Source organism: Brevibacillus sp. FW301-21C12A (assembly GCF_058788915.1).
In genome coordinates this window covers 75,489-94,476 of record NZ_JBYTBG010000007.1, presented here as the reverse complement: position 1 = coordinate 94,476, position 18,988 = coordinate 75,489, and the positions used below count along the sequence as shown (strand labels likewise).

General features: G+C 54.6%; 20 protein-coding genes, 2 pseudogenes, 1 riboswitch and 1 other annotated feature. Of the genes and pseudogenes, 10 read left to right on the top strand and 12 right to left on the bottom strand.

Going from position 1 to position 18,988, the window contains the following annotated elements; genetic code table 11:
* Positions 1 to 15: 15 nt before the first annotated feature.
* Complete coding sequence (locus AC3WQH_RS07095; protein WP_483073086.1) at positions 16 to 2,130, top strand: putative bifunctional diguanylate cyclase/phosphodiesterase; 2,115 nt, start codon at positions 16 to 18, stop codon at positions 2,128 to 2,130.
* 58 nt (positions 2,131 to 2,188) lie between these two features.
* Here the strand turns inward: AC3WQH_RS07095 and nadD are convergent, their stop codons facing one another.
* The 4 genes from nadD to AC3WQH_RS07075 all read right to left on the bottom strand — a co-directional run bounded on the left by nadD (position 2,189) and on the right by AC3WQH_RS07075 (position 4,716).
* Entirely contained in the window at positions 2,189 to 2,827 is a 639-nt protein-coding gene (gene nadD, locus AC3WQH_RS07090; protein ID WP_005836174.1) for a nicotinate-nucleotide adenylyltransferase, read from the bottom strand.
* A gap of 43 nt (positions 2,828 to 2,870) precedes the next feature.
* Positions 2,871 to 3,416, bottom strand: a complete 546-nt coding sequence (locus AC3WQH_RS07085) for a cysteine hydrolase family protein (protein WP_492331963.1) — start codon at positions 3,414 to 3,416, stop codon at positions 2,871 to 2,873.
* Positions 3,417 to 3,452: 36 nt separating this feature from the next.
* Positions 3,453 to 4,235, bottom strand: coding sequence for an NUDIX hydrolase (locus AC3WQH_RS07080; RefSeq protein ID WP_007781533.1), 783 nt, complete (start codon positions 4,233 to 4,235; stop codon positions 3,453 to 3,455).
* A gap of 94 nt (positions 4,236 to 4,329) precedes the next feature.
* Entirely contained in the window at positions 4,330 to 4,716 is a 387-nt protein-coding gene (locus AC3WQH_RS07075) for a hypothetical protein (RefSeq protein ID WP_005836179.1), read from the bottom strand.
* A 243-nt stretch (positions 4,717 to 4,959) separates the two neighbouring features.
* Positions 4,960 to 5,204 (top strand) — a binding site (T-box leader).
* A gap of 80 nt (positions 5,205 to 5,284) precedes the next feature.
* On the opposite strand from AC3WQH_RS07075, the gene AC3WQH_RS07070 reads away from it, so the two are divergent.
* The 6 genes and pseudogenes from AC3WQH_RS07070 (at position 5,285) to AC3WQH_RS07045 (ending at position 9,967) form a co-directional block, all read left to right on the top strand.
* Positions 5,285 to 5,785 carry an Lrp/AsnC family transcriptional regulator gene (locus tag AC3WQH_RS07070; RefSeq protein WP_005836183.1) on the top strand — a complete coding sequence of 167 codons (501 nt, stop codon included), beginning with the start codon at positions 5,285 to 5,287 and terminating at the stop codon, positions 5,783 to 5,785.
* Positions 5,782 to 6,963 carry an aminotransferase gene (locus AC3WQH_RS07065; protein WP_005836185.1) on the top strand — a complete coding sequence of 394 codons (1,182 nt, stop codon included), beginning with the start codon at positions 5,782 to 5,784 and terminating at the stop codon, positions 6,961 to 6,963. The genes AC3WQH_RS07070 and AC3WQH_RS07065 overlap by 4 nt, the downstream gene beginning before the upstream one ends.
* Positions 6,964 to 7,246: 283 nt before the next feature.
* A pseudogene (locus tag AC3WQH_RS07060) lies at positions 7,247 to 7,770 on the top strand (PAS domain S-box protein); the annotation flags it as partial.
* Positions 7,771 to 7,784: 14 nt separating this feature from the next.
* The gene (locus AC3WQH_RS07055) at positions 7,785 to 8,120 is read left to right on the top strand and encodes a DUF1641 domain-containing protein (RefSeq protein WP_007781542.1); all 336 of its coding nucleotides are present in this window, start codon (positions 7,785 to 7,787) and stop codon (positions 8,118 to 8,120) included.
* Between the two features lie 20 nt (positions 8,121 to 8,140).
* Positions 8,141 to 9,191 (top strand): annotated as a pseudogene (locus AC3WQH_RS07050) (rhodanese-like domain-containing protein).
* Entirely contained in the window at positions 9,188 to 9,967 is a 780-nt protein-coding gene (locus AC3WQH_RS07045; protein WP_492331962.1) for a sulfite exporter TauE/SafE family protein, read from the top strand. Before AC3WQH_RS07050 ends, AC3WQH_RS07045 begins: the two are co-directional and overlap by 4 nt.
* 84 nt (positions 9,968 to 10,051) lie before the next feature.
* Here the strand turns inward: AC3WQH_RS07045 and AC3WQH_RS07040 are convergent, their stop codons facing one another.
* Both AC3WQH_RS07040 and AC3WQH_RS07035 read right to left on the bottom strand, forming a co-directional pair.
* Entirely contained in the window at positions 10,052 to 10,720 is a 669-nt protein-coding gene (locus AC3WQH_RS07040) for an LrgB family protein (RefSeq protein WP_026557970.1), read from the bottom strand.
* A complete protein-coding gene (locus tag AC3WQH_RS07035; protein ID WP_005827031.1) occupies positions 10,717 to 11,088 on the bottom strand; it encodes a CidA/LrgA family protein in 372 nt (123 codons plus the stop codon). Before AC3WQH_RS07035 ends, AC3WQH_RS07040 begins: the two co-directional genes overlap by 4 nt.
* A gap of 113 nt (positions 11,089 to 11,201) precedes the next feature.
* Between AC3WQH_RS07035 and cidR the strand changes: the two genes are divergently transcribed.
* Positions 11,202 to 12,113 carry a cidABC operon transcriptional activator CidR gene (gene cidR / locus AC3WQH_RS07030; RefSeq protein WP_005827029.1) on the top strand — a complete coding sequence of 304 codons (912 nt, stop codon included), beginning with the start codon at positions 11,202 to 11,204 and terminating at the stop codon, positions 12,111 to 12,113.
* 165 nt (positions 12,114 to 12,278) lie between these two features.
* Here cidR and AC3WQH_RS07025 read toward each other — a convergent pair whose 3' ends face one another.
* From AC3WQH_RS07025 to AC3WQH_RS07015, 3 genes are all read right to left on the bottom strand, one after another.
* Positions 12,279 to 13,331: a TolC family protein gene (locus AC3WQH_RS07025; RefSeq protein ID WP_025847963.1), complete on the bottom strand. Its 1,053-nt coding sequence runs from the start codon at positions 13,329 to 13,331 to the stop codon at positions 12,279 to 12,281.
* A 193-nt stretch (positions 13,332 to 13,524) separates the two neighbouring features.
* Positions 13,525 to 14,967, bottom strand: coding sequence for an amino acid permease (locus tag AC3WQH_RS07020; RefSeq protein WP_039970335.1), 1,443 nt, complete (start codon positions 14,965 to 14,967; stop codon positions 13,525 to 13,527).
* Between the two features lie 113 nt (positions 14,968 to 15,080).
* Positions 15,081 to 15,267: riboswitch (Lysine riboswitch) on the bottom strand.
* A gap of 115 nt (positions 15,268 to 15,382) precedes the next feature.
* Entirely contained in the window at positions 15,383 to 15,691 is a 309-nt protein-coding gene (locus AC3WQH_RS07015) for a hypothetical protein (protein WP_025847967.1), read from the bottom strand.
* 197 nt (positions 15,692 to 15,888) lie between these two features.
* Between AC3WQH_RS07015 and AC3WQH_RS07010 the strand changes: the two genes are divergently transcribed.
* The gene (locus tag AC3WQH_RS07010) at positions 15,889 to 16,446 is read left to right on the top strand and encodes a CGNR zinc finger domain-containing protein (protein WP_005827020.1); all 558 of its coding nucleotides are present in this window, start codon (positions 15,889 to 15,891) and stop codon (positions 16,444 to 16,446) included.
* Positions 16,447 to 16,546: 100 nt separating this feature from the next.
* Here the strand turns inward: AC3WQH_RS07010 and AC3WQH_RS07005 are convergent, their stop codons facing one another.
* Positions 16,547 to 16,978, bottom strand: a complete 432-nt coding sequence (locus AC3WQH_RS07005; RefSeq protein ID WP_122952431.1) for an inositol monophosphatase family protein — start codon at positions 16,976 to 16,978, stop codon at positions 16,547 to 16,549.
* A gap of 281 nt (positions 16,979 to 17,259) precedes the next feature.
* On the opposite strand from AC3WQH_RS07005, the gene AC3WQH_RS07000 reads away from it, so the two are divergent.
* On the top strand, positions 17,260 to 18,003 hold the full coding sequence (locus tag AC3WQH_RS07000) for an alpha/beta fold hydrolase (RefSeq protein ID WP_007781574.1): 744 nt from the start codon (positions 17,260 to 17,262) through the stop codon (positions 18,001 to 18,003).
* Here AC3WQH_RS07000 and AC3WQH_RS06995 read toward each other — a convergent pair.
* Together AC3WQH_RS06995 and AC3WQH_RS06990 are read right to left on the bottom strand one after the other, a co-directional pair.
* Positions 17,977 to 18,387, bottom strand: a complete 411-nt coding sequence (locus tag AC3WQH_RS06995) for a hypothetical protein (RefSeq protein WP_197186342.1) — start codon at positions 18,385 to 18,387, stop codon at positions 17,977 to 17,979. The genes AC3WQH_RS07000 and AC3WQH_RS06995 overlap by 27 nt on opposite strands.
* 42 nt (positions 18,388 to 18,429) lie before the next feature.
* Entirely contained in the window at positions 18,430 to 18,954 is a 525-nt protein-coding gene (locus AC3WQH_RS06990; protein ID WP_007781580.1) for an ImmA/IrrE family metallo-endopeptidase, read from the bottom strand.
* Between the last annotated feature and the right edge of the window lie 34 nt (positions 18,955 to 18,988).

Genomic DNA, 18,988 nt, shown 5'->3' with positions numbered 1-18,988 from the left:
ATGAGAAACAAATTGATGGAAGTTTTGACTCCAGAAGAGTGGGAAGAGTTGCTGCAGGAAAAGGACGGGGAGCTGAAAGTCGTCCTGCGGGAGCTGGCTGACGTAAAGTATGCGCTCGACCAGTCGACGATCCTCGCGATTACCGATCACCGCGGGATTATTCTGCGGGCGAACGAGCAATTTTGCCGCATATCCAAATACAGCCGCAGCGAGCTGCTCGGGCAAGACCATCGGCTGCTCAACTCCGGGCACCATCCCAAGTCGTTTTTCCAGCAGATGTGGAAATGCATCGGCTCGGGCAAAGTGTGGCGGGGCGAAATCTGTAATCGGGCCAAAGACGGCAGCTTGTACTGGGTGGACACCACGATTGTGCCATTCGTCAATACTGCCGGGAAAATCTATCAGTACGTTTCCATTCGCAACGACATTACGGCGCGCAAGCATATGGAGGAAGAAGTCAGAAAAAGCGAGGAGCTGTACCGGATCATCGCTGAAAATACGTCCGATATCATCAGCATGATTAATGCCGAAGGCGACTTTTTGTACTTGTCTCCGTCGCATAAGGCTGTGTTTGAGCATGACATTCCAGATGAGCGCTTTCACAACATGTTCGGATGGATCGTGGAGAGCGACCGGGACGTTATGGCCTATGCGATTCAGCATACGTACTCGACGCGAAAAGAGTACACGGTGGAATGCCGCATCCTGACGCGCAAGGGCGACACGATCTGGACCGAGAGCAAAATCAATCCGGTTCTCGACGAGCAGGGGAACGTGAGCAAGCTGCTGCTCATCACGCGCGACATTACGGATCGCAAGCAGTCGGAGGAACTGATCCATCACCTGGCCTACCACGACGCTTTGACAGACTTGCCGAACCGCCGCATGTACGTCCAGCATCTGAGCAGGGAAATCATCCAAGCCAAGCGGTTCCAGTCCAATCTCGCCGTCCTGTTCCTCGATCTGGACCGCTTCAAGGACGTCAACGATTCCTTCGGGCATGACGTAGGGGATTTGCTGCTGGTGGAAGCGTCCAACCGTTTGCGGGAATGTCTCAGACCGGGCGATGTCGTGGCGCGGCTCGGCGGAGATGAGTTTACCGTCTTGCTCAGCCAACTGACTGACCGGGAGGAAGCGGCGGCATTGGCCGACCAGATCATGAATGCGCTGCAGAGGCCGTTTGAACTTCACGGGCATTCCTTCAACGTGTCGTGCAGCATCGGCATCGCGTTGTTTCCGCAGGATGGAGACAATGCCGACGACCTGCTCAAGCGGGCGGACACCGCGCTGTACACGGTCAAATCGCACGGCAAAAACGGGTACGAGTTTTTTGATCCGACGATGGAGGCGAAGTCGCTGGAGCGCATCCTGATGGAAAATGAGCTGCGCAAAGCGATCGAGCAGGAGCATTTCCAAATCTACTACCAGCCGAAAATAGACATTGTGACAGGGAAGCTGACCGGGATGGAAGCGCTCGTCCGCTGGGTTCATCCGGAGCTGGGCGTGATTTCGCCGATTCGGTTCATCCCGATCGCCGAAGAGACCGGAATGATTATCAGCCTGGGAGAGTGGATTCTGCGCCAGGCGTGCCGCCAAAACAAGCTGTGGCACGACCAGGGCTTCCCGCTGAAAGTGTCCGTCAATCTGTCTGCGAGGCAAATCTACCAGAAAGACCTCGTAGACATGATAAAAAATGTGTTGGAGGAAACCGGGCTGCCACCGGAATGGCTGGAGCTGGAGATTACCGAAAGCATTTTCGTGAAGCTGGAAGAAGCTACGGCTATTTTGCAGCAAATTCGCGACATCGGCATCCGCATTTCCATCGACGACTTCGGGACAGGCTACAGCTCGTTTAGCTACATCAAAAGCTTGCCGGTGGACACGATCAAAATTGACGCGTCCTTTATTCGCGATATTCACCACAATCAAGAGAGCCAGGCAATCGTAAAAGCGATCGTGACGATTGCGCAAAGCTTGAACATGAACGTGATCGCAGAAGGCATCGAGCTGGACGATCAGGTAGCGGCCTTGCAGGAAAATGGCTGCGATCTCGGCCAAGGCTACTTGTTCAGCCGCCCGTTGGCTACGGATGACTTCGACCGCTATTTGCGCAAAGATTTGGCGCAATAGCATGACCTGTAGCACCAAAAGCGCACACACACCCGGCTTTTTTGCGTTGGGAGAAAAGTTAAACCCGCTGCTCGCGGTAAATGCCCTGCTCGTAAATGTACGCCAGGCACGCATCCGGCAGCAGGAAGCTGGGATCGCCGCCTTTGCGGATTTCATCGCGGATGTACGTCGAACTGATGCCCATGTTGATGCCTTTGCTCATAATCAGGAAATGTTCGTCATGGTTGCGCAGCAGCGGGTCTTCCGCGATCAGATCGGCCGTCGGGTAGCCTTCCCGCGTCATGACGATGAAGTTGAACCGGGAGACCAGCTTTTCGGCATTGCCCCAGTTCGACAGCCCGACGAGCAAATCCGAGCCCATGATGAAAAACAGCTCATCCTGCGGGTACTTTTTTTGCAGGTGGACCATCGTGTCGTACGTGTAAGTTTCGCCAGGTAGCGCGTCCATCTCTACGGTGGAGATTTCAAACAGCGGCTCCCCGAATTGGTTCGTCTTGTGCTGACACGTCGCCAGCGCTAGCTTCAGCATGTGCAGGCGATGAACGTCCTCCGTCTGCATTTTTTTGTCGTGGCGCTTGGACGAGCAGGGGACGAAGATGACTTTGTCCAGGCGTCTGCGATGAGCGACGGTGGCCGCCGTGAACAGGTGGCTGTAAGTGATGGGATCAAAGCTGCTGCCGTAAATGCCGATGCGCATGATCGTACCTCCCGTATATCTGGCATGACAAGCCTGCCAACGCTTATTTTTTCACGACGGACATGCCCAACTGGTTTTGAAAATGTCCCAAAGCCCACTCGTGTCCGACCGGATTGAAGCTGGCGACGGCATCCTCGTGAATGACGACGCGAAAACCGTGATAAAAGCCTTCGATCGCCGTGTGCAGGACGCAAATGTCCGTGCAGACGCCGACCAGGTGAATTTCCGCAATGCCGCGCGAGCGAAGCTGCAGCGCGAGGTCTGTGCCCTGAAAGGCGCTGTAGCGCGTTTTGTCCATCCAGTAAATCGTGTCCTCAAATTCCTCGTAAATGTCCTGAATGCTGCCGTACAGGTTGCGGCCAGCGGTGCCGATGATGTTGTGCGGCGGGTACAGTCCGGTTTCCGGGTGGTACGGGTCCTGCTCCTTGTGGGCGTCCACCGCCATCACGACAAAGTCGCCTTCTGCGAGAAAATCGCGAATCAATTCGCCGATGCGCCCTTCGATAACTTGCCCAGGCTTCTTGCAGGTCAGCGCTCCGTCCGTCGCGACAAAGTCATTCGTGTAGTCGATCACAATCAACGCTTTCATGGACAACAACCTCCTGAAATGAGTGTGGTTGTGCTTTTAATAAATCATGGCAGTCGGGGTGTAATCGGTAAAGCGGTACAGCTTGGCGGGAGAGTTGGAATACTCCGTGGAGTAGACAGGCTTGCCGTCAGCGTCTACTACCGCTTCGAGGATGCCTTGCCGTCTCGTGGTCGCGAGCAGGCGCCGCTCAAAATTGCCGCGATCGCTCACCTTGAAGCTGGGGACGACCGTTTCGATGACCTGCAGCAGCTCGCTCAGCGTGAACTCGTCAGGGAGAAACGCTTTGGCGATGTTGGTCTGGAGCATTTTTTCCCGCACGCGCTGCAAGGCGTCCGTCAGTATCTCCCGGTGATCGAAGGCCAGGTCGAGAGCGAATGCTTCCTCGATGGGAAACAGCCGGGCATCGGAGGCGTCGTCGGCTGCCCGCGCGTGCTTGAGCAGGTCCTCGTGCACGAGCGAGACGTAGGCGACGCTCGGAATCCAGCCGCGCGGATCGCGTCCCGGCTTGTAGTAAGTTTTGAGCTGCTCGATGTGGACGTTGCGGTCGATGTTCGTCTCTTCCTTCAACTCGCGGTAGGCGCATTCGTCGAGCGTCTCGCTTTCTTTGGAAAAGCCGCCGGGCAAAGCCCACTGCTGCCCGTACGTGTCGCTTTTTCGCTCGATCAGCAGGACGGCGAGCTGCTTGTGCGGCAACGATCTTGTTTTGGTCGGGCGCGGCACGGAAAGGATGGTAAAGAGGCAAATATCCGTCGGCAGCCCGTCTGGCGAGCGGTGTTTTTTGGTGCGAAACCGGATGCGTTTGGCTTGCAGGCGATGCATGCTCACAACGCCCTCCTTTCTGTATGCGCAGTTCGTTAGGTTGCTTTTATATTATGATATCGTTTTAACAATGTCAATGTGACAATATAAAAATTTACCAATAAAAAACGCCTGAGAGACTCAGACGTCGGTTAAAGCGGAGAGGCTGCTTCCAGCAGGGCGGTAATCGGCTTGAGGCGCTGCTGCAGCGAGTGGGCAGGTTGGCTGGACTGAAAGGCTTCCTCCCAAAAAACAGTTGGCTGTTGAACGGGGAGGGGCTTCTCGGCTGCACGCGCACATACGTGCCGTCCGCCATGAGCGTGGCTGTCAATGTCTTCGCGATTCCTTCCTCGTCCAGTCGTCCAGCGTGCAGGTGGTTGCTGAGACGCAAGCTGTATTTGATGTTGTCTACTTCCGTTACCATTCCTGAATCGTCTTGCTCGTAAATGACCAATCTGGCTGTATTGGAGCCAAGATCAATGACACCGATGCTCTTTTTCATGCGATTTTCCACTTTTTTTCATGTGAAAAACGTCCCTGTTTGCGGGCCGCCGTTTTTCGTCCGAAGGTAAAATTGGCCGCTTGCCTCAACAAAACAGTCGTGCCTGCTTTGTCCGAAAAGCTGTCGATCTTTTCATTATGCCATACAACATGCGTCCTTCCACCCAGGAAGTTGTCGGTTGACAACGGCCGAAAACCTTTTTATAATCTGAGACATTCAACCAAACAGTTCATACGCATACGATACATGGCTGTGAAAAGGAAAGTAAAAAAGGGATTTGACGTCCAGAGAGCTGCCTGATTGCTGGGAGGGCGGCCGCGAACTCTTTTTGAAAGCCACCTTGGAGCTCTGCTTTTGAACAATCAGTAGAAAGCAGCGGACTTTCCCCACGTTACGGGGCGCATGTCTTTTTGACAAGACTGCACGAGTTTGCCTTTTGCGAGAAAGGCAAAAAAGCTGAGTGGTACCGCGATACCTTCGCCTCAGCAATCCGATTCATGAAATCATGAGTTGGGTTGCTGGGGCTTTTTGATTTTTGCCAAAAAGAAAAAAACGGGAGTGGTAGGGAATGGATCGCTTGAAGCAAAGGGAACTGTTGCACCTATTGGAAGAGGACAGCCGCATGAGCGCCGAGCAGATCGGCAAAATGCTGGCGGAGCCGACAGAGGCAATCGAGCAGGCGATTGCGGAGCTGGAAGCCGAGAAGGTGATTGTGAAATACCCGGCGCTGGTCAACTGGGAGCGCGTGGAGGACCATCCGTACGTCAACGCCATGATCGACGTCAAGGTGACGCCCAAGCGCGACGTCGGCTTTGATGAGGTGGCCCAGCGCATTTGTCGCTTCCCGGAAGTGAAGGCCGTCTACCTGATGTCCGGTGCCAGCTACGATTTGTCGATCATTCTGGAAGGAAAGACGATGAAGGAGGTCGCCACCTTCGTATCGCAAAAGCTGGCGACGCTCGACTCCGTAGTATCGACAGCCACGCACTTTATTTTGAAACGCTACAAGCACGACGGCATTGAGCTGGAAGATCGTGACGAAGATCGCAGGATGGTGGTTACGCCGTGAATACGCAACTGACAGTCAAAAAAAACCGCTTGTCTTCTACAGTCGCATCCTTGAAGCCATCGGGCATTCGCCGCTTTTTCGACCTGGCGGCGTCGATGGAAGGGGTCATCTCCCTGGGAGTTGGGGAGCCGGATTTCGTGACGCCCTGGCGCATGCGCGAAGCTTCGATTTCCTCCCTGGAGCGCGGACACACCGCGTACACGTCCAACGCAGGGATGCTGCCGCTGCGCGTGGAGATTCAAAAATATTTGGAGGAGCGCTTTTCCGTCAGCTATCATCCCGAGACGGAGATTCTCGTGACCGTCGGGGCCAGCGAAGCGATTGACATTGCGCTGCGCGCCATTCTCGATCCGGGCGACGAGGTGCTGGTAGTAGAGCCGTGCTACGTCTCCTACGAGCCGGTGATTCGTCTGGCAGGCGGCGTGCCGAAGTTTTTGAAAACGACGATGGAGAACCAGTTCAAGCTGACGCCGCAGGAGCTTGAGGCCAACATCTCCGAACGCACGAAGGCGATCATCTTCTGCTATCCGAACAACCCGACAGGGGGCACGATGACGGCGGATGAGTGGAAAACGCTTTTGCCGATCATCGAAAAGCACGACCTCTTGGTGATCTCCGACGAGATTTACGCCGAGCTGACTTACGGACGCATGCACGACAGCATCGCCGCCCTGCCCGGGATGAAGGAGCGGACGATTTTGATTTCCGGCTTCTCCAAGGCGTTTGCCATGACTGGCTGGCGTCTCGGGTACGTGTGCGCGACGCCTGACCTCTTGGCGGGCATGCTGAAAATTCACCAGTACACGATGCTGTGTGCGCCGACGATGGCACAGATGGCGGCGCTCGAAGCTTTGCGCCATGGCCGCGCCGATATGGAGCGGATGGTCGAGAGCTACCGCCAGCGCCGCAACTACGTGGTCGACGGTTTCCGCCAGATCGGGCTTGCGTGCCATGAGCCGGACGGAGCGTTCTACGCCTTCCCTTCTGTGGCGGCGACAGGACTTAGCTCGGCTGAGTTCGCGGAAAAGCTGCTGCTGGAGGAAAAAGTGGCAGTCGTGCCGGGGGACGTGTTCGGCGAGAGCGGGCAAGGACACATTCGCTGCTCGTACGCGACGTCCATGGAACAGTTGAAAAAGGCGCTGGAGCGGATGGAGCGGATGATGGGCAAACTGTCGTAGCTCGCCCGGTGCATGAAGACATAAGCAAAACGAGAACGAAAAACGGCAATCCGAACGTCTAACGGGACGGTCAGGATTGTCGTTTTTTTTCGCAGACCACAAGATAGGGGAACCCACCTATACGATGAACGCGCTGCAACCAGTATGATTAGGCTTGGCTCAGGAGGAAAGCACGGGGGCCAAAGTGACACTTGTTCGCCCCCTCTCTGGCTCTGTAACGTAAAATACGTACAAGGGCAGACAAGAAAATGACCTGGAATCCAAGCTGCGTGGAGGACCTACGATGGATCAAAATCGCTTGTTTTTTGAACGGCACGGAAACGATGGATTAGGGATGGAAGGCGGCTATTTGAGGCAGATTTTCGACCACCTGCAGGACGGGATTATCCTCATGAACGAAGAGCGGAAAATTTTGCTGATGAATCCGTCCGCAGAGAGGATTACCGGCTGGAAATTGGGCGAAAAGGTTCCGTACTGTTCTTATTGCCAAACGAGAAAGCTGGAGCCGGGCGAAGAACGCTGCTATTTGATGGCGAAACGGGAGATTCCCTATTTCCTCTCGTCGATGCCCACCTATGAAGGCCGATACGTTGACATGGAGATGAGCACGGCGATCATCTACGAGAATGGCGAACAGCGCAAGCAAGAAATTCTTTTGGTGCTGAAAGACTTGACGGCCAAGCGAAAAGAAGAAGAGGCCAGAATCTCCAAGCTCGTGTTGCAAAAAACGTTGGAGGCGCAGGAGAGCGAGCACAAACGACTGGCTCAGGAGCTGCACGACGGCGTGGGCCAATTTGTATCGCGTTGACGAGGAAGCAATTGTGGCCTTGTTTGCCTTGTTGGAGAAGCTGCCGAAGCTGGTCAAATATGTAAACGCGATCGAACAGGTCGCTGATTTCCTGGAAAGCGTCGGCCAAGACAAACAGTCTCAGCAGTATTTGCTCGACGGAGTGAAAGCGTACATCACGCCTGTCGCTGCCCAGATGGAAAACGGCGTAGCCGTCCTCCGCGAAGCAAAAGAGCGAGCGGAGCGCAGGCACGAAACGGTTTCCGTTTTCACCCTGCTGCGCCTGATGAAAGATCCTGCCGTGCAAAAGGCGCTGCGCTTTGCCCAATCGCTGTTGGAAGTGCTCGCCGAAAAAAATCGGAAATCTTGAAGAAAAGGGAGGACGTTTCCATGCTGTTGCGTTACTTTTACGATGAAAAGCTGGCCCACGCATCTTATCTGGTGGGCTGCCAAAAAACGGGCGAAGCGATCGTGATTGATCCGGGCCGCAATCTGCAGCCGTACTTCCAGGTCGCGCAAGCGGAAGGCGTGTCGATCGTCGCCGCCACAGAAACCCATATTCATGCAGACTTTGTCTCCGGCGTCCGCGAGCTGGGCGTTGCCCATCAAGCGAAGCTGTACCTGTCCGACGAAGGCGATGCGGACTGGAAATACCAGTATGCCGATGGGCTCAATCATCAAGATGTTCAACTGGGCGATGCAGTACACCGATGAGGAGGAATTTGTCCATGCTCTGCTCGACGGTCAGCCGGAGCCGCCGAAATACTTCGCTGTGATGAAGCACGTCAACAAAGTCGGACCTGCCCTGTTGCGCGACCTGCCTGCGGTAACGGAAGAAACGGAGGCGGAAAAGCTGAAACGGTGGCTGGCGGAAGGACAGCAGGTCGTCGATACGCGTTCTGCCCGGGCGTTTGCGCAAGGACATGTAGCGGGAACGGTCAACATTCCGTTTAACAAAGCCTTTCCCAACTGGGCAGGCTGGCTCGTCGACTACAACCGTCCCGTGTACTTTTTGACCAATCCAGGCGAGCTGGACGAGTTGCTGCAGGCGCTTCGCTCCGTAGGAATCGACAATGCAGCAGGAGTGATGGACGTGAACCGGATTTTGCCGGAAGGCGTCTTTGAACTCGAATCGTACGCGGAAATCACCCCGCTGGAAGCAGCGAGACAGGTAGAAAGCGGAGAAGTACACGTCGTGGACGTACGCAATTTGACTGAATGGCAGGAAGGACACATTCCAAACGCGCAGCACATCATGCTGGGAACATTGCCTGGAAGGCTGGATGAGATACCAGAAGACAAGCCGATCCTCGTGCAATGCCGCTCCGGGGCGCGCTCTGCCATCGGTGCCAGCATCCTGCAGGCAAACGGCTTCAAGCAGGTGCTGAACTTGAGCGGCGGCTTTGTCCAGTGGCAAAAAGACGGATTGGAGAGCGTATGACGTTCAGCCTTGCTCTCCCCCTGTTTTTGATCGGCTTTGCGGGGTCGTTCATCTCCGGGCTTGTCGGAATCGGCGGCTCGATCATCAAGTACCCGATGCTCCTCTACATTCCAGCGGCACTCGGACTGGCTGCCTACACGGCCCACGAAGTTTCCGGAATCAGTGCTGTGCAAGTGTTTTTTGCCACCTTATCCGCGGTCTGGGCTTTGCGAAAAGACAAGCTGATTCATTATCAGCTTGTTTTGTACATGGGCAGCGCGATCGTTGTCGGCAGCCTGGTCGGCGGATATGGGGGCAAATATCTCTCGGCTGACGCCATCAACGTCGTCTATGCTATTTTGGCGACGATTGCCGTACCGATGATGTTTATGCCCAAAAAAGCGATCGACGACAAGGAAATGGCCGACATCGCGTTCCATAAGCCTACGGCCGTAACCTCCGCGCTGATTGTCGGAGCCGCTTCCGGCATTGTCGGAGCGGCGGGCGCATTCATTCTCGTGCCGATTATGCTTGTCGTCCTTAAAATTCCTACGCGAGTTACTATAGCGTCTTCGCTTGCGATCACCTTTCTGTCTTCCATCGGCGCGACGATCGGCAAACTGATGGCGGGAGACGTCTTGTTTTGGCCTTCCCTCATCATGGTAATCGCCAGCGTGTTGGCTGCGCCGCTCGGAACTGCGGTCAGCAAGCGGTTGAACACGAAAAGCCTTCAGGCGATTTTAGCGCTCCTGATTTTGGGCACGACGATCAAAATCTGGACAGACCTCATCATGTGAAAAACGGACAGGTTTTCCGCGAAAGGGGGAACCTGTCCGTTTACGATCATCTGTTGCATCTGGTGTCAGCCAGCCAACGGGCTGTTAGACGAGAAGCGTCGTCGCCAATTGCGTGACCAGCGCCGCCAAAATCATGGAAATGCTCGAAACCGTCCCTGTAATCGGACTAATCTCAAACGCCTTGGACGTTCCGGCTCCATGTGCGCTCGTGCCGAGCAGCACGCCGCGGGCGATATCGTCGGAGATGCGCAAATAGGAGATGATGTACGGCCCGATGATCGAGCCGAGCAGTCCGGTCATCAGGACGAGCACAGCGGTGATCGAAGGGACGCCCCCGATCATTTGCGAGACGTTCATCGCAATCGGCGTCGTGATTGAGCGCGGCAAAAGGCTGTACAGCACCTGCTCGTCTGTGTGCAGCAAAAGGGCGAGTACGGCAGAAGAAACGACGGCCACCGTTGAGCCGGACACTACGCTAATCATGATTTGCGCAGCGTGTTTCTTCAATAAAGAGTAGTGTTTGTACAGCGGCACGGCAAACGCGATGGTCGCGGGCTGAAGCATGTACGCCAGCCATTTGCCGCCTTCATTGTAATCACGGTAAGAAAGATGAGTGCAAAGCAGCAGCACGACCAAAACGATTGGCGTAAACAATAGCGGCGAAAACAAGAGAATCGGTCTGTAGCGGTAAAGCCGCTTGGCGATCAGGTAAAGCGCGATGGTGAATAGAAAGCCGAGCAGTCCGATCATCATGAGCGCGAATGCTCCTTTCGCTTGGAAATGCTTTGGGCGATCAAGCCGCTGCACGCCATGACAAACGCCGTGCCGATGACGATAATCAGGACAATTTGCAGCCCTTCATGCAGCATCAAGCTTTGATACGAGACGATGCCGACAGACGGCGGAATGAAAAACAGTAGCAGCTCGGCCATAAGCCAGGCCGCGCCCGATTCGATCCACTCCAGACGCAGCACTTTTGCCTGGAGCAGCAAAAACACGACAAACATCCCCAAAATGCTGCCGGGGATTTTCCAGCCAAGGACGGAGACGAGCAGGTTCATCAACGCGGACACGATGATGAAAAACGCCACTTGCCCCACGATGATAAGCAGTCTTTTCATGTTGGTCCTCTCCCTTTGTGAAAAGTGTACATCACCTCTTTTCATAGGTAAAATGCATATATAGAATGAGTATCATTCATCATATCTATAGATGAAGCGGAGGGAGCAGAGGGATGGACATTCGCCATTTGCAATATTTTTTAGAGGTAGCCCGCCACAGCAGCTTCACCAAGGCGGCAGAGGCGCTGTACATTACCCAGCCGACGATCAGCAAGATGGTGCGGAACCTGGAAGAAGAAATCGGCGTCGAGCTGTTTGAGCGGGTCGGCAAGCGGATTACGTTGACCGACGCGGGCTGGGTCTTGTTTTCCCAGGCAGAGGTGATGGTGAAGTCGTTTGAAAACATGAAGCTGCATCTCGACGATTTGATGGAGCTGAAGCGGGGGAGAATCCGCATCGGGCTGCCGCCGATGGTAGGGGCGAGCTTTTTTCCGCAAGTGATCGGGAAGTTTTGCGAGCAGTATCCGGGGATCGTGCTGGAGCTGCTGGAGGTCGGCTCCAAAAAAGTCGAGGCGGACGTGGCGTCAGGGATGCTGGACAGCGGCGTTGTTTTGCTGCCGACGAGTGAGGAGCTGTTTGAGTCGTACTCTTTTGTCAACGAACAGATTCGCGTAGTCGTCCACCCTACGCATGCGCTGGCCGGGCGGCAGGAGGTGTCGCTGGCCGAACTGGCAAACGAGCGGTTTTTGCTGTTTCACGAAGATTTTTCCTTGCACAACCGGATCATTGACGAGTGCGTGCGCGTAGGCTTCCACCCGACGGTCATCTACAAAAGCTCGCAGTGGGATTTTCTCTCGGAAATGGTGGCGGCCAACGTCGGGATCACCCTGTTGCCGCAGACGATTTGCCGGGAGCTCGATCCGCGGCGCTTTCACAGCCTCGCGCTGGTCAATCCGACGATCAAATGGCATCTGGGGATGATCTGGCGCAAAAACGCCTATTTGTCGTACGCCACCCGCGAGTGGATTCGCTTTACAAAAGAAATGCTGCCTTCTATAGAAAGAAAGGCTTCATCGCGAGGATGAAGCCTTTCGTTGCGCGGTCGGCCACAGCAGAACGACTGCAGGCTGACGACTGCTTCTTTGATTTATATAAAGGCAGCTTGGCCTTGAAAAGACGCCTGTCAAAGCTGGCGTAAAGCTTGGAAAAAGGAAGGAAAAATGAGATCGAATATTTCGTAACGCGAAATATTAAAGGCCAACCGATTGATTCAAGGTGCTGACAGCGATGTTGTATTGATAGAGAGAATCGGCTGCTTTTGTTTCAGAATCAAACAATTCAGCTTCTGTTTCGATCAGGTCGTTCAGAGATACTTTTTTGTTCGCATAATCGGTGAGTGTGGCGTGATAAGTTTTCCATGCTTCGTCTTTTGCGGCGGTGCTTTCATCCAGCGCTTTTTTTGCTGCGACCGCTTTTTCGTAGGCGTCGCTCACTTCCTGATCGACTTTTTGCTTGAGCTTTTGCAGCAGCAGCTCAGCTTTGCGCAATTCGTTGAGTGCGATTCTTCCTTTGTATGTGCTGATAGCGGCGTACTCGGAGGTGTAGTCCACTTTTACCTGGGCAAACGCTCTCTCTGCTTCCGCTTTCACCATGTCAGGGCGTTTTTGGTAGGCGAGAGCTTTGGTTTCTTCCAGCGTTGGCAGCGGGGTATAGGAGAGTTTGCTGGTTTCCAGCAGCCATTGTCTGTCCCTTTTTTCGTTCAGCAATTCATTGAGCTTGGTTAATGCTTGCTTGAAGCTGTTTTCCAGCTCGGACAGCTTTTCTTTCGCAGCGCTGTCCTGGGCCCAGGTTTGGCGTCTGATGCTGTTCTTTTGCAGCTTGATTTTTTCTTCGAGCGCCCGCGCTTCAAAGTACGCTTTTTGTACTTGCATTTGCAAGCTGATTTTCGAAGCGTTATAGGATGCCTCGTCTACGAGCAATGTTTTTTGCGCCTTGGCTGTTTCTTCGTATTTTTTCTTTGCTTCATCCAGAGTATTGATGTCATCTTTCTTGATGGCGGCCTTATCGCGCAGCGTCATGAGGGTTTCGTAGCGGGTGTTGTCATACGTCAGCCGCAGCAGTTCCAGATCAACGTCGTTTTTCAGTGCCTGCTCTACGGCATGGTCGAGGGACAAGGGAACGATTTGGGTCTGTTCCGCTGCTGCGACGAGAGGTTCTTCCGCCAGAGCGAGATGAGCATTGCCTGCCAACAGCGCGGCAACCAGCGTGGTGCTGTAAATGTGCTTGGACAACCTGGATTTCATTATGCTACCTCCTATAAAAAGTAAGAAAATATAATGATAACGATTATCATTATCAAATTTCATGAACAGTATATATTTCCATGCGTTATTCGTCAATACGAAATATGAAAATGTGATAGGAAATATAGTTTGCGCCAAAAAAAAGATTCCCTGCGACGAGGGAATCTTGTAGAGAGTTGTTGCAACGCTATTTTTATTTTTCGTCCATGCTGAGATCGACTTTGTTCAGTGGTACCAGCTTGCTTTTTTTCGTGTATTTGTAAACCAGCCAGACGATCAAAAACAGCGGCAGTCCGATGTAGGAGACGAAAACGCCGTTCCAGTCGATTTCTCCGCCGATGAACGCGGAGTAGTTTTGGCCGATGATGACGATGCAGCAAATGATGAAGGCGAAGATCGGGCCAAACGGGAACAGCTTCGCCCGGTACGGCAAATCGCGCAGATCGCGGCCTTGCGCCAAGTAAGCTTTGCGGAAGCGATAGTGGCTGACGGCGATGCCGAGCCAGGCGATGAAGCCAGACATACCGGAGGCGTTCAGCAGCCACACGTACACTTCGCCATCGCCGAACAGCGAGGACAAAAACGCCAGCGCGCCGATGGCAGCCGTCATGATGAGGGCATTGACGGGGACGCCGTTGCGTGTCACTTTGGCAAACCATTTCGGAGCTTTGCCTTCCTTCGCCAGCACCCACAGCATACGGGTGGAAGCGTACATGCCGGAGTTCCCCGCCGACAGGACGGAAGTGAGAATGACTGCGTTCATTACGGAGGCGGCAAAGGCAAAGCCGGCTTTTTCAAACACGATCGTAAACGGACTGATGGCAATATCGGTAATGTCTCCGCTGATGAGATTCGGATTGTCGTACGGAACGAGCAGCCCGATAATCAGGATCGCGAAAATATAGAACAGCAAGATGCGCCAAAAAATCTGGCGAATCGCTTTCGGGATGTTGCGGGCAGGGTCTTCGCTCTCCCCGGCGGCCACACCGACCAGCTCAGTTCCCTGGAACGAGAACCCGGCAATCATGAACACACCGAGAAGGGCCATGAAGCCGCCGTTGAATGGCGCGTCGCCTTTGGTGAAGTTTTGGAAGCCGACTGCTTCGCCGCCCATGATGCCGAAAATCATCAGGACACCGATCACGATAAAGACGATGACCGTCATGACTTTAATCAAGGCAAACCAGTATTCGGATTCGCCGTAGCTTTTGACAGACAACAAATTCAGAGCAACCATCAGGCAGAGGAACAGGGTACTCCACAAAATGGCGGGAGTATCCGGGAACCAGTATTTCATAATCAGCGCCGCGGCAGATAGCTCGACGGCAATCGTAATCGCCCAGTTGTACCAGTAATTCCAGCCCAGCGCAAAGCCGAGGGACGGATCGACGAATTTGGTGGCGTACGTAGAAAACGAGCCGGATACAGGCATGAAGGCAGCCATTTCCCCCAGGCTGGTCATCAAAAAGTAAACCATGATGCTGATGGCGATGTAGGCGACCAAGGCTCCGCCCGGTCCGGCCTCGTGAATCGAGCCTCCACTTGCCAGGAACAGGCCCGTCCCGATGGAGCCGCCGATGGCGATCATCGTCAGATGGCGGGCTTTCAAACCACGTTGCAGTTGATTCTGTGACATATGCTGCTTGCACGACCTTTCTAAAAATTTGAGAAGGTCGGTCGGAAAAGAAAAAACCGCCAATAGCCAAAAAACGGCACAGGGCGGTATGATCCAATCCCCACCAAGCCTTCACTGAAGATAGCACACCACGTTTGCCCGGCAAGCAAACGTGACAGTTCTGTCCCTTTCGGGTACAGCCCCAGCCCATGCGCACAGAGATACGCCATGAGCTTCGGCGGCTTTTCCCTTTCCTGGAGTCATTGATTTCTTCTGAATCTCGTACAGGATGACATAAAAGCCGCGACCTCTACCCTCACCGTGAATGATGAGGATAACATGTATGAAATTGATTTATTTATCAACTATATAAGATTGACGGTTATTTATCAACGAAAAAAGTTGCGCTGCAAAATATTGGCATGGAGCGGTTTTGCTACAAAAAGGATCGGCGTGCAGGCCAGGAGCCTTGCAACTTGCGGATCTGCACGATTTGCCCTGTGTGAAAAGCGTCGTGCAAAATAATGCTCATCACGCTTTGCCCGGCAGGGATGCTCGGAAGCGGCTGGTCGAACGCTTCGTCTGACAGAGCGACGAGCTTTTCATGAATTTGGCGATGGACGGTTTCCATCCGCTGTACGGTGGCCTGCCAGGCTGCTTCGTCGTCGGGCGCTCCCGAAGGCTGGAACGTGTCGTCGTTCGTCTCGGCGGTATTGATAAATTCCGTGCCGACGTGCATTCCCATTCGTGAACAAGCAGTTCCATCCGATTCATGTGGTTCCTCCTCGTCTGTCAAACAGATTGGTGAAACGTTATAATGGCAATAAGAAGCAGCTTGTAACCACCTAAAAATTTTATGTTGGTTACAGATGGAGAATACCATACACAGGCTGAGCATATCAAGAAGCAAAAGAAACGAAAAGCAGATGGGGGAAGAGTGGAGTGAACTGGCTGTGCATTGATTTTTTAAACAGTGATTGGCGCGATTGGCGCGGGTCTGGCCGCAGGGAAAATCGGCTGGCGAAGCAGGAATGGCTGGAGCAGCTTTTGCGGGAATACGCTTTGCACGCCCCATTGCCTATTGATGAGGCGAGTGCAGTGGCGCTGTTGCGTTTGCGCGAATATATGCGCAGTCTGCTGGAGCGGGTCGTGCGCGGGGAAGCGTTGCGGCAGGAGGAACTGGAGGAGCTGAATCAGACGCTCGCGAAGGCGCCTTTTCACGTTCGCGTCATCTCTGCGGGCAAGGAGAGCGGGTATGAGCAGGAGCTGGTCAGCGCCTCCAGCGGCTGGGAGCTGGTGATGGCCCGCATCGCGGCTTCCTTTGCCACGCTGCTGCTTCCTGAGCACGTGCAGCGCATCAAGATTTGCGACAACGAGGACTGCCGATGGGTGTTTTACGATGAAAGCCGCAATCGGGTACGCCGCTGGTGCGATGACAAAATGTGCGGCAATCTCATGAAGGTGCGCCGTTTTCGGGAGCGGCAAAAGGAGAAAAAGTAAGGAATCGGCCGTAAGCTTGCCGACGGAGAGATTCATCGGTTCCGAGGACGCAAACAGCGTGCCCAGGACGGATTCGGACAGCGCTGTTTTGGCCGAGACGCTAATTTTGCTGCCATTCAAAAAAAGCGCCCTGTCTTGCAATGGCAGTAAACATCTCATCCCGGCAAGGGTCGTACACAAAGGAAACGGCCGTCTGACCGTCGCGGACGAGGCAGAGAGAGACGGCCCACATCGGCATGCCTTGCAAAAAGTAGACGGCTCCGTCGATGGCATCGCAAATCCAGTACGGGGTCGAGTATTCCGGCTGTTTTTGCAGGGAGGCATCAAATTCTGCATCGGACCAGCGATACGCGGGAAAGCGCTCCGCCAAACCGTGCCGGAGCAGCTCTTCTGCTTGCGGATTTAAGGCGTGAAAACGTTCGTTCATCGCTTGCTTGCTCGTGCAGGCTGGCTCCTGCGCAAATTCGGCAAACAGCCTCTGGCCGACTTTTCGCAGCAAAGCTTCGCAGTACAACACATCGTCTTGCTTCATAACGGTTCCCCAACCTTTCTTGTTTGGATCGTGTCCTTCGGCGCATCGACAGCGCACGTTCCGCGTTCAAGAGCGGTCTGGCCCATTGGTTTGAAAGCTGTTCAGCCAAGGGCAAACGACACGATTTTTATTAGTGGTATGTAAAAGTACTACTAATAAAACGGGTTGCCGTCAATACATGTGCACGCTTTTTGACGGGAATGGGCAAATGGCGCACATGGAAAGGAAGATTGAGACATAATAAGAAGCAAGCAACAAGGGAACGGAAGCGAGGTGGCGGAATGAGTCGGAAACGGAAACGATGGTGGAGGGTGCTGGTCTTGCTGTTGCTCGCCGGAGCTTGTACAGCGATCTGGTATTTGCGGCCGTATCAGCCCGATCAGGCGGCAAAAGACGCGATGCAGGGAGGCGAAGGGATCACGGTGATCGACACGGGCGACTGGATTGCTTTTGAAGGTGGGGAAGCGCGTGAGCCTGGCTTGATTTTGTATCCGGGCGCTCTGGTCACGCCAGAGAGTTATGCGCCGCTCGCACGCACCCTGGCTGGTTCCGGCTATCGGGTATTCATCGCGCGGATGCCGCTGAATTTGGCGATCACCGACGTCGAGCGGGCCAATCAAGTGTTAAAAGCGTATCCGCAGCAGTCGTTCGTCATCGGCGGGCACTCTCTCGGCGGCGCGATGGCAGCCAGATACGCAGCCAGCCAGCTCGAGCGGATTGACGGCGTCATTTTCCTGGGGGCGTATCCAGACAAGCGCGGGGATTTGAAGGAAGCGGATGTCCCCGTGCTGTCGCTGCTCGGCTCGCGGGATGGAGTCATCGACCGGAAAAAATACGAAGAGAACAAGCAATTTTTGCCTGAGCGCACGGTGTACATGTCGATCGAGGGCGGCAATCATGCGCAGTTCGGAAGCTACGGGGCGCAGGAGGGCGACCAGCCTGCCGCCATCACTCCCCAGGAGCAGTGGCAGCAGACCGTGGCGGCGATCAAGGACTGGCTACTGACCGACGTCATTGCCCGTTAGCGAGACGATGCCAGATACGACGCCGGTGATGCGGATGTTTTCGGATGGCAACAGCAGCGGCTCGTCCTCTGCGCGAGTAGTCGTAAACAGGCATTCCACCGGATTGACGTCCGCCGCGATCCGGACGAGAAACTGCCCTTCCTGCCTGACCAGAACGGGCCTGTTGTGGATCGGTTCCGCGGAAAAGTCGGAAATGAGCAGCGCATCGCCCGGCAAGATGCCGAGGCCGCGCAAACCGTCGTCGCGCATGATGAGAGCAAAGCGCGCGACGTGGTAATTCGCCACCGCAATCGACGGCTGCAGCGACAGCTCCTCGTCTTGGTCGAGGGGCAGCTCGAAAAAATGGCGGCTGTATGCGTCTCCGGCTATGAAAATACGTTTCACGAAAATCGCCTCCGAAAAGATGGTCAAAAAACGAACGGCCTGCTAATCGTAGACGGGAAACCCTTTGGCGTACAGGCGGCTGAGAATCCGGTCAAACCGGGTGCGGGCAAGGGCGAGCGGCACCTGAAAGCGCGTGGCCAACAGCGCGGGTGCCTGGTAGCGCGAGCAATCCGCCAGCACGGAGCCCATCATGTAGAGCGGCAACAGCAGGTGCTCGGCGAAGTGGTTCGCCTGTGATTCCTGCCAATCGATCATCCATTCGCTGCATTGGGGCTGTACCCCTTCGTGCAGCAGCAGGTGTCCCAGCTCATGGGCGATTTTGACCCGCTGCGTCGCGGGGTCCAGCCGTTCGTCGACCGCGATGATGTAGCGGTTTGGCAGGGTGGGATGGGCGTGGGCGCGGCTTCGGCCCTGGATGAAATGGATTTCGATGCCGTACGTCTCGCAAAGCTGTTGCAGGTTGATGTGCTCCGGCCGCTCCATGCCGTGATGGCGAAGCAACAGGTATACGCGGCTCTCCAGCCATGTTTGCGGTTTGCCGATTTCTTGCAAAAAAGAGAAGTGCATCAAGGACCTCCTGAAACGACTGGAACATACGTTC

Bases quoted from the DNA above. Each gene is read 5' to 3' on its own strand.
- AC3WQH_RS07000 (WP_007781574.1), top strand. From the start codon at position 17,260: ATGAGTCGGAAACGGAAACGATGGTGGAGGGTGCTGGTCTTGCTGTTG.
- AC3WQH_RS07025 (WP_025847963.1), bottom strand. From the start codon at position 13,331: ATGAAATCCAGGTTGTCCAAGCACATTTACAGCACCACGCTGGTTGCC.
- AC3WQH_RS07045 (WP_492331962.1), top strand. From the start codon at position 9,188: ATGACGTTCAGCCTTGCTCTCCCCCTGTTTTTGATCGGCTTTGCGGGG.
- AC3WQH_RS07080 (WP_007781533.1), bottom strand. From the start codon at position 4,235: ATGCATCGCCTGCAAGCCAAACGCATCCGGTTTCGCACCAAAAAACAC.
- AC3WQH_RS07035 (WP_005827031.1), bottom strand. From the start codon at position 11,088: ATGAAAAGACTGCTTATCATCGTGGGGCAAGTGGCGTTTTTCATCATC.
- cidR (WP_005827029.1), top strand. From the start codon at position 11,202: ATGGACATTCGCCATTTGCAATATTTTTTAGAGGTAGCCCGCCACAGC.
- AC3WQH_RS07015 (WP_025847967.1), bottom strand. From the start codon at position 15,691: ATGGGAATGCACGTCGGCACGGAATTTATCAATACCGCCGAGACGAAC.
- AC3WQH_RS07095 (WP_483073086.1), top strand. From the start codon at position 16: ATGGAAGTTTTGACTCCAGAAGAGTGGGAAGAGTTGCTGCAGGAAAAG.
- AC3WQH_RS07020 (WP_039970335.1), bottom strand. From the start codon at position 14,967: ATGTCACAGAATCAACTGCAACGTGGTTTGAAAGCCCGCCATCTGACG.
- AC3WQH_RS06990 (WP_007781580.1), bottom strand. From the start codon at position 18,954: ATGCACTTCTCTTTTTTGCAAGAAATCGGCAAACCGCAAACATGGCTG.
- AC3WQH_RS07070 (WP_005836183.1), top strand. From the start codon at position 5,285: ATGGATCGCTTGAAGCAAAGGGAACTGTTGCACCTATTGGAAGAGGAC.
- AC3WQH_RS07075 (WP_005836179.1), bottom strand. From the start codon at position 4,716: ATGAAAAAGAGCATCGGTGTCATTGATCTTGGCTCCAATACAGCCAGA.
- AC3WQH_RS07085 (WP_492331963.1), bottom strand. From the start codon at position 3,416: ATGAAAGCGTTGATTGTGATCGACTACACGAATGACTTTGTCGCGACG.
- AC3WQH_RS07040 (WP_026557970.1), bottom strand. From the start codon at position 10,720: ATGATGATCGGACTGCTCGGCTTTCTATTCACCATCGCGCTTTACCTG.
- nadD (WP_005836174.1), bottom strand. From the start codon at position 2,827: ATGCGCATCGGCATTTACGGCAGCAGCTTTGATCCCATCACTTACAGC.
- AC3WQH_RS07005 (WP_122952431.1), bottom strand. From the start codon at position 16,978: ATGAAGCAAGACGATGTGTTGTACTGCGAAGCTTTGCTGCGAAAAGTC.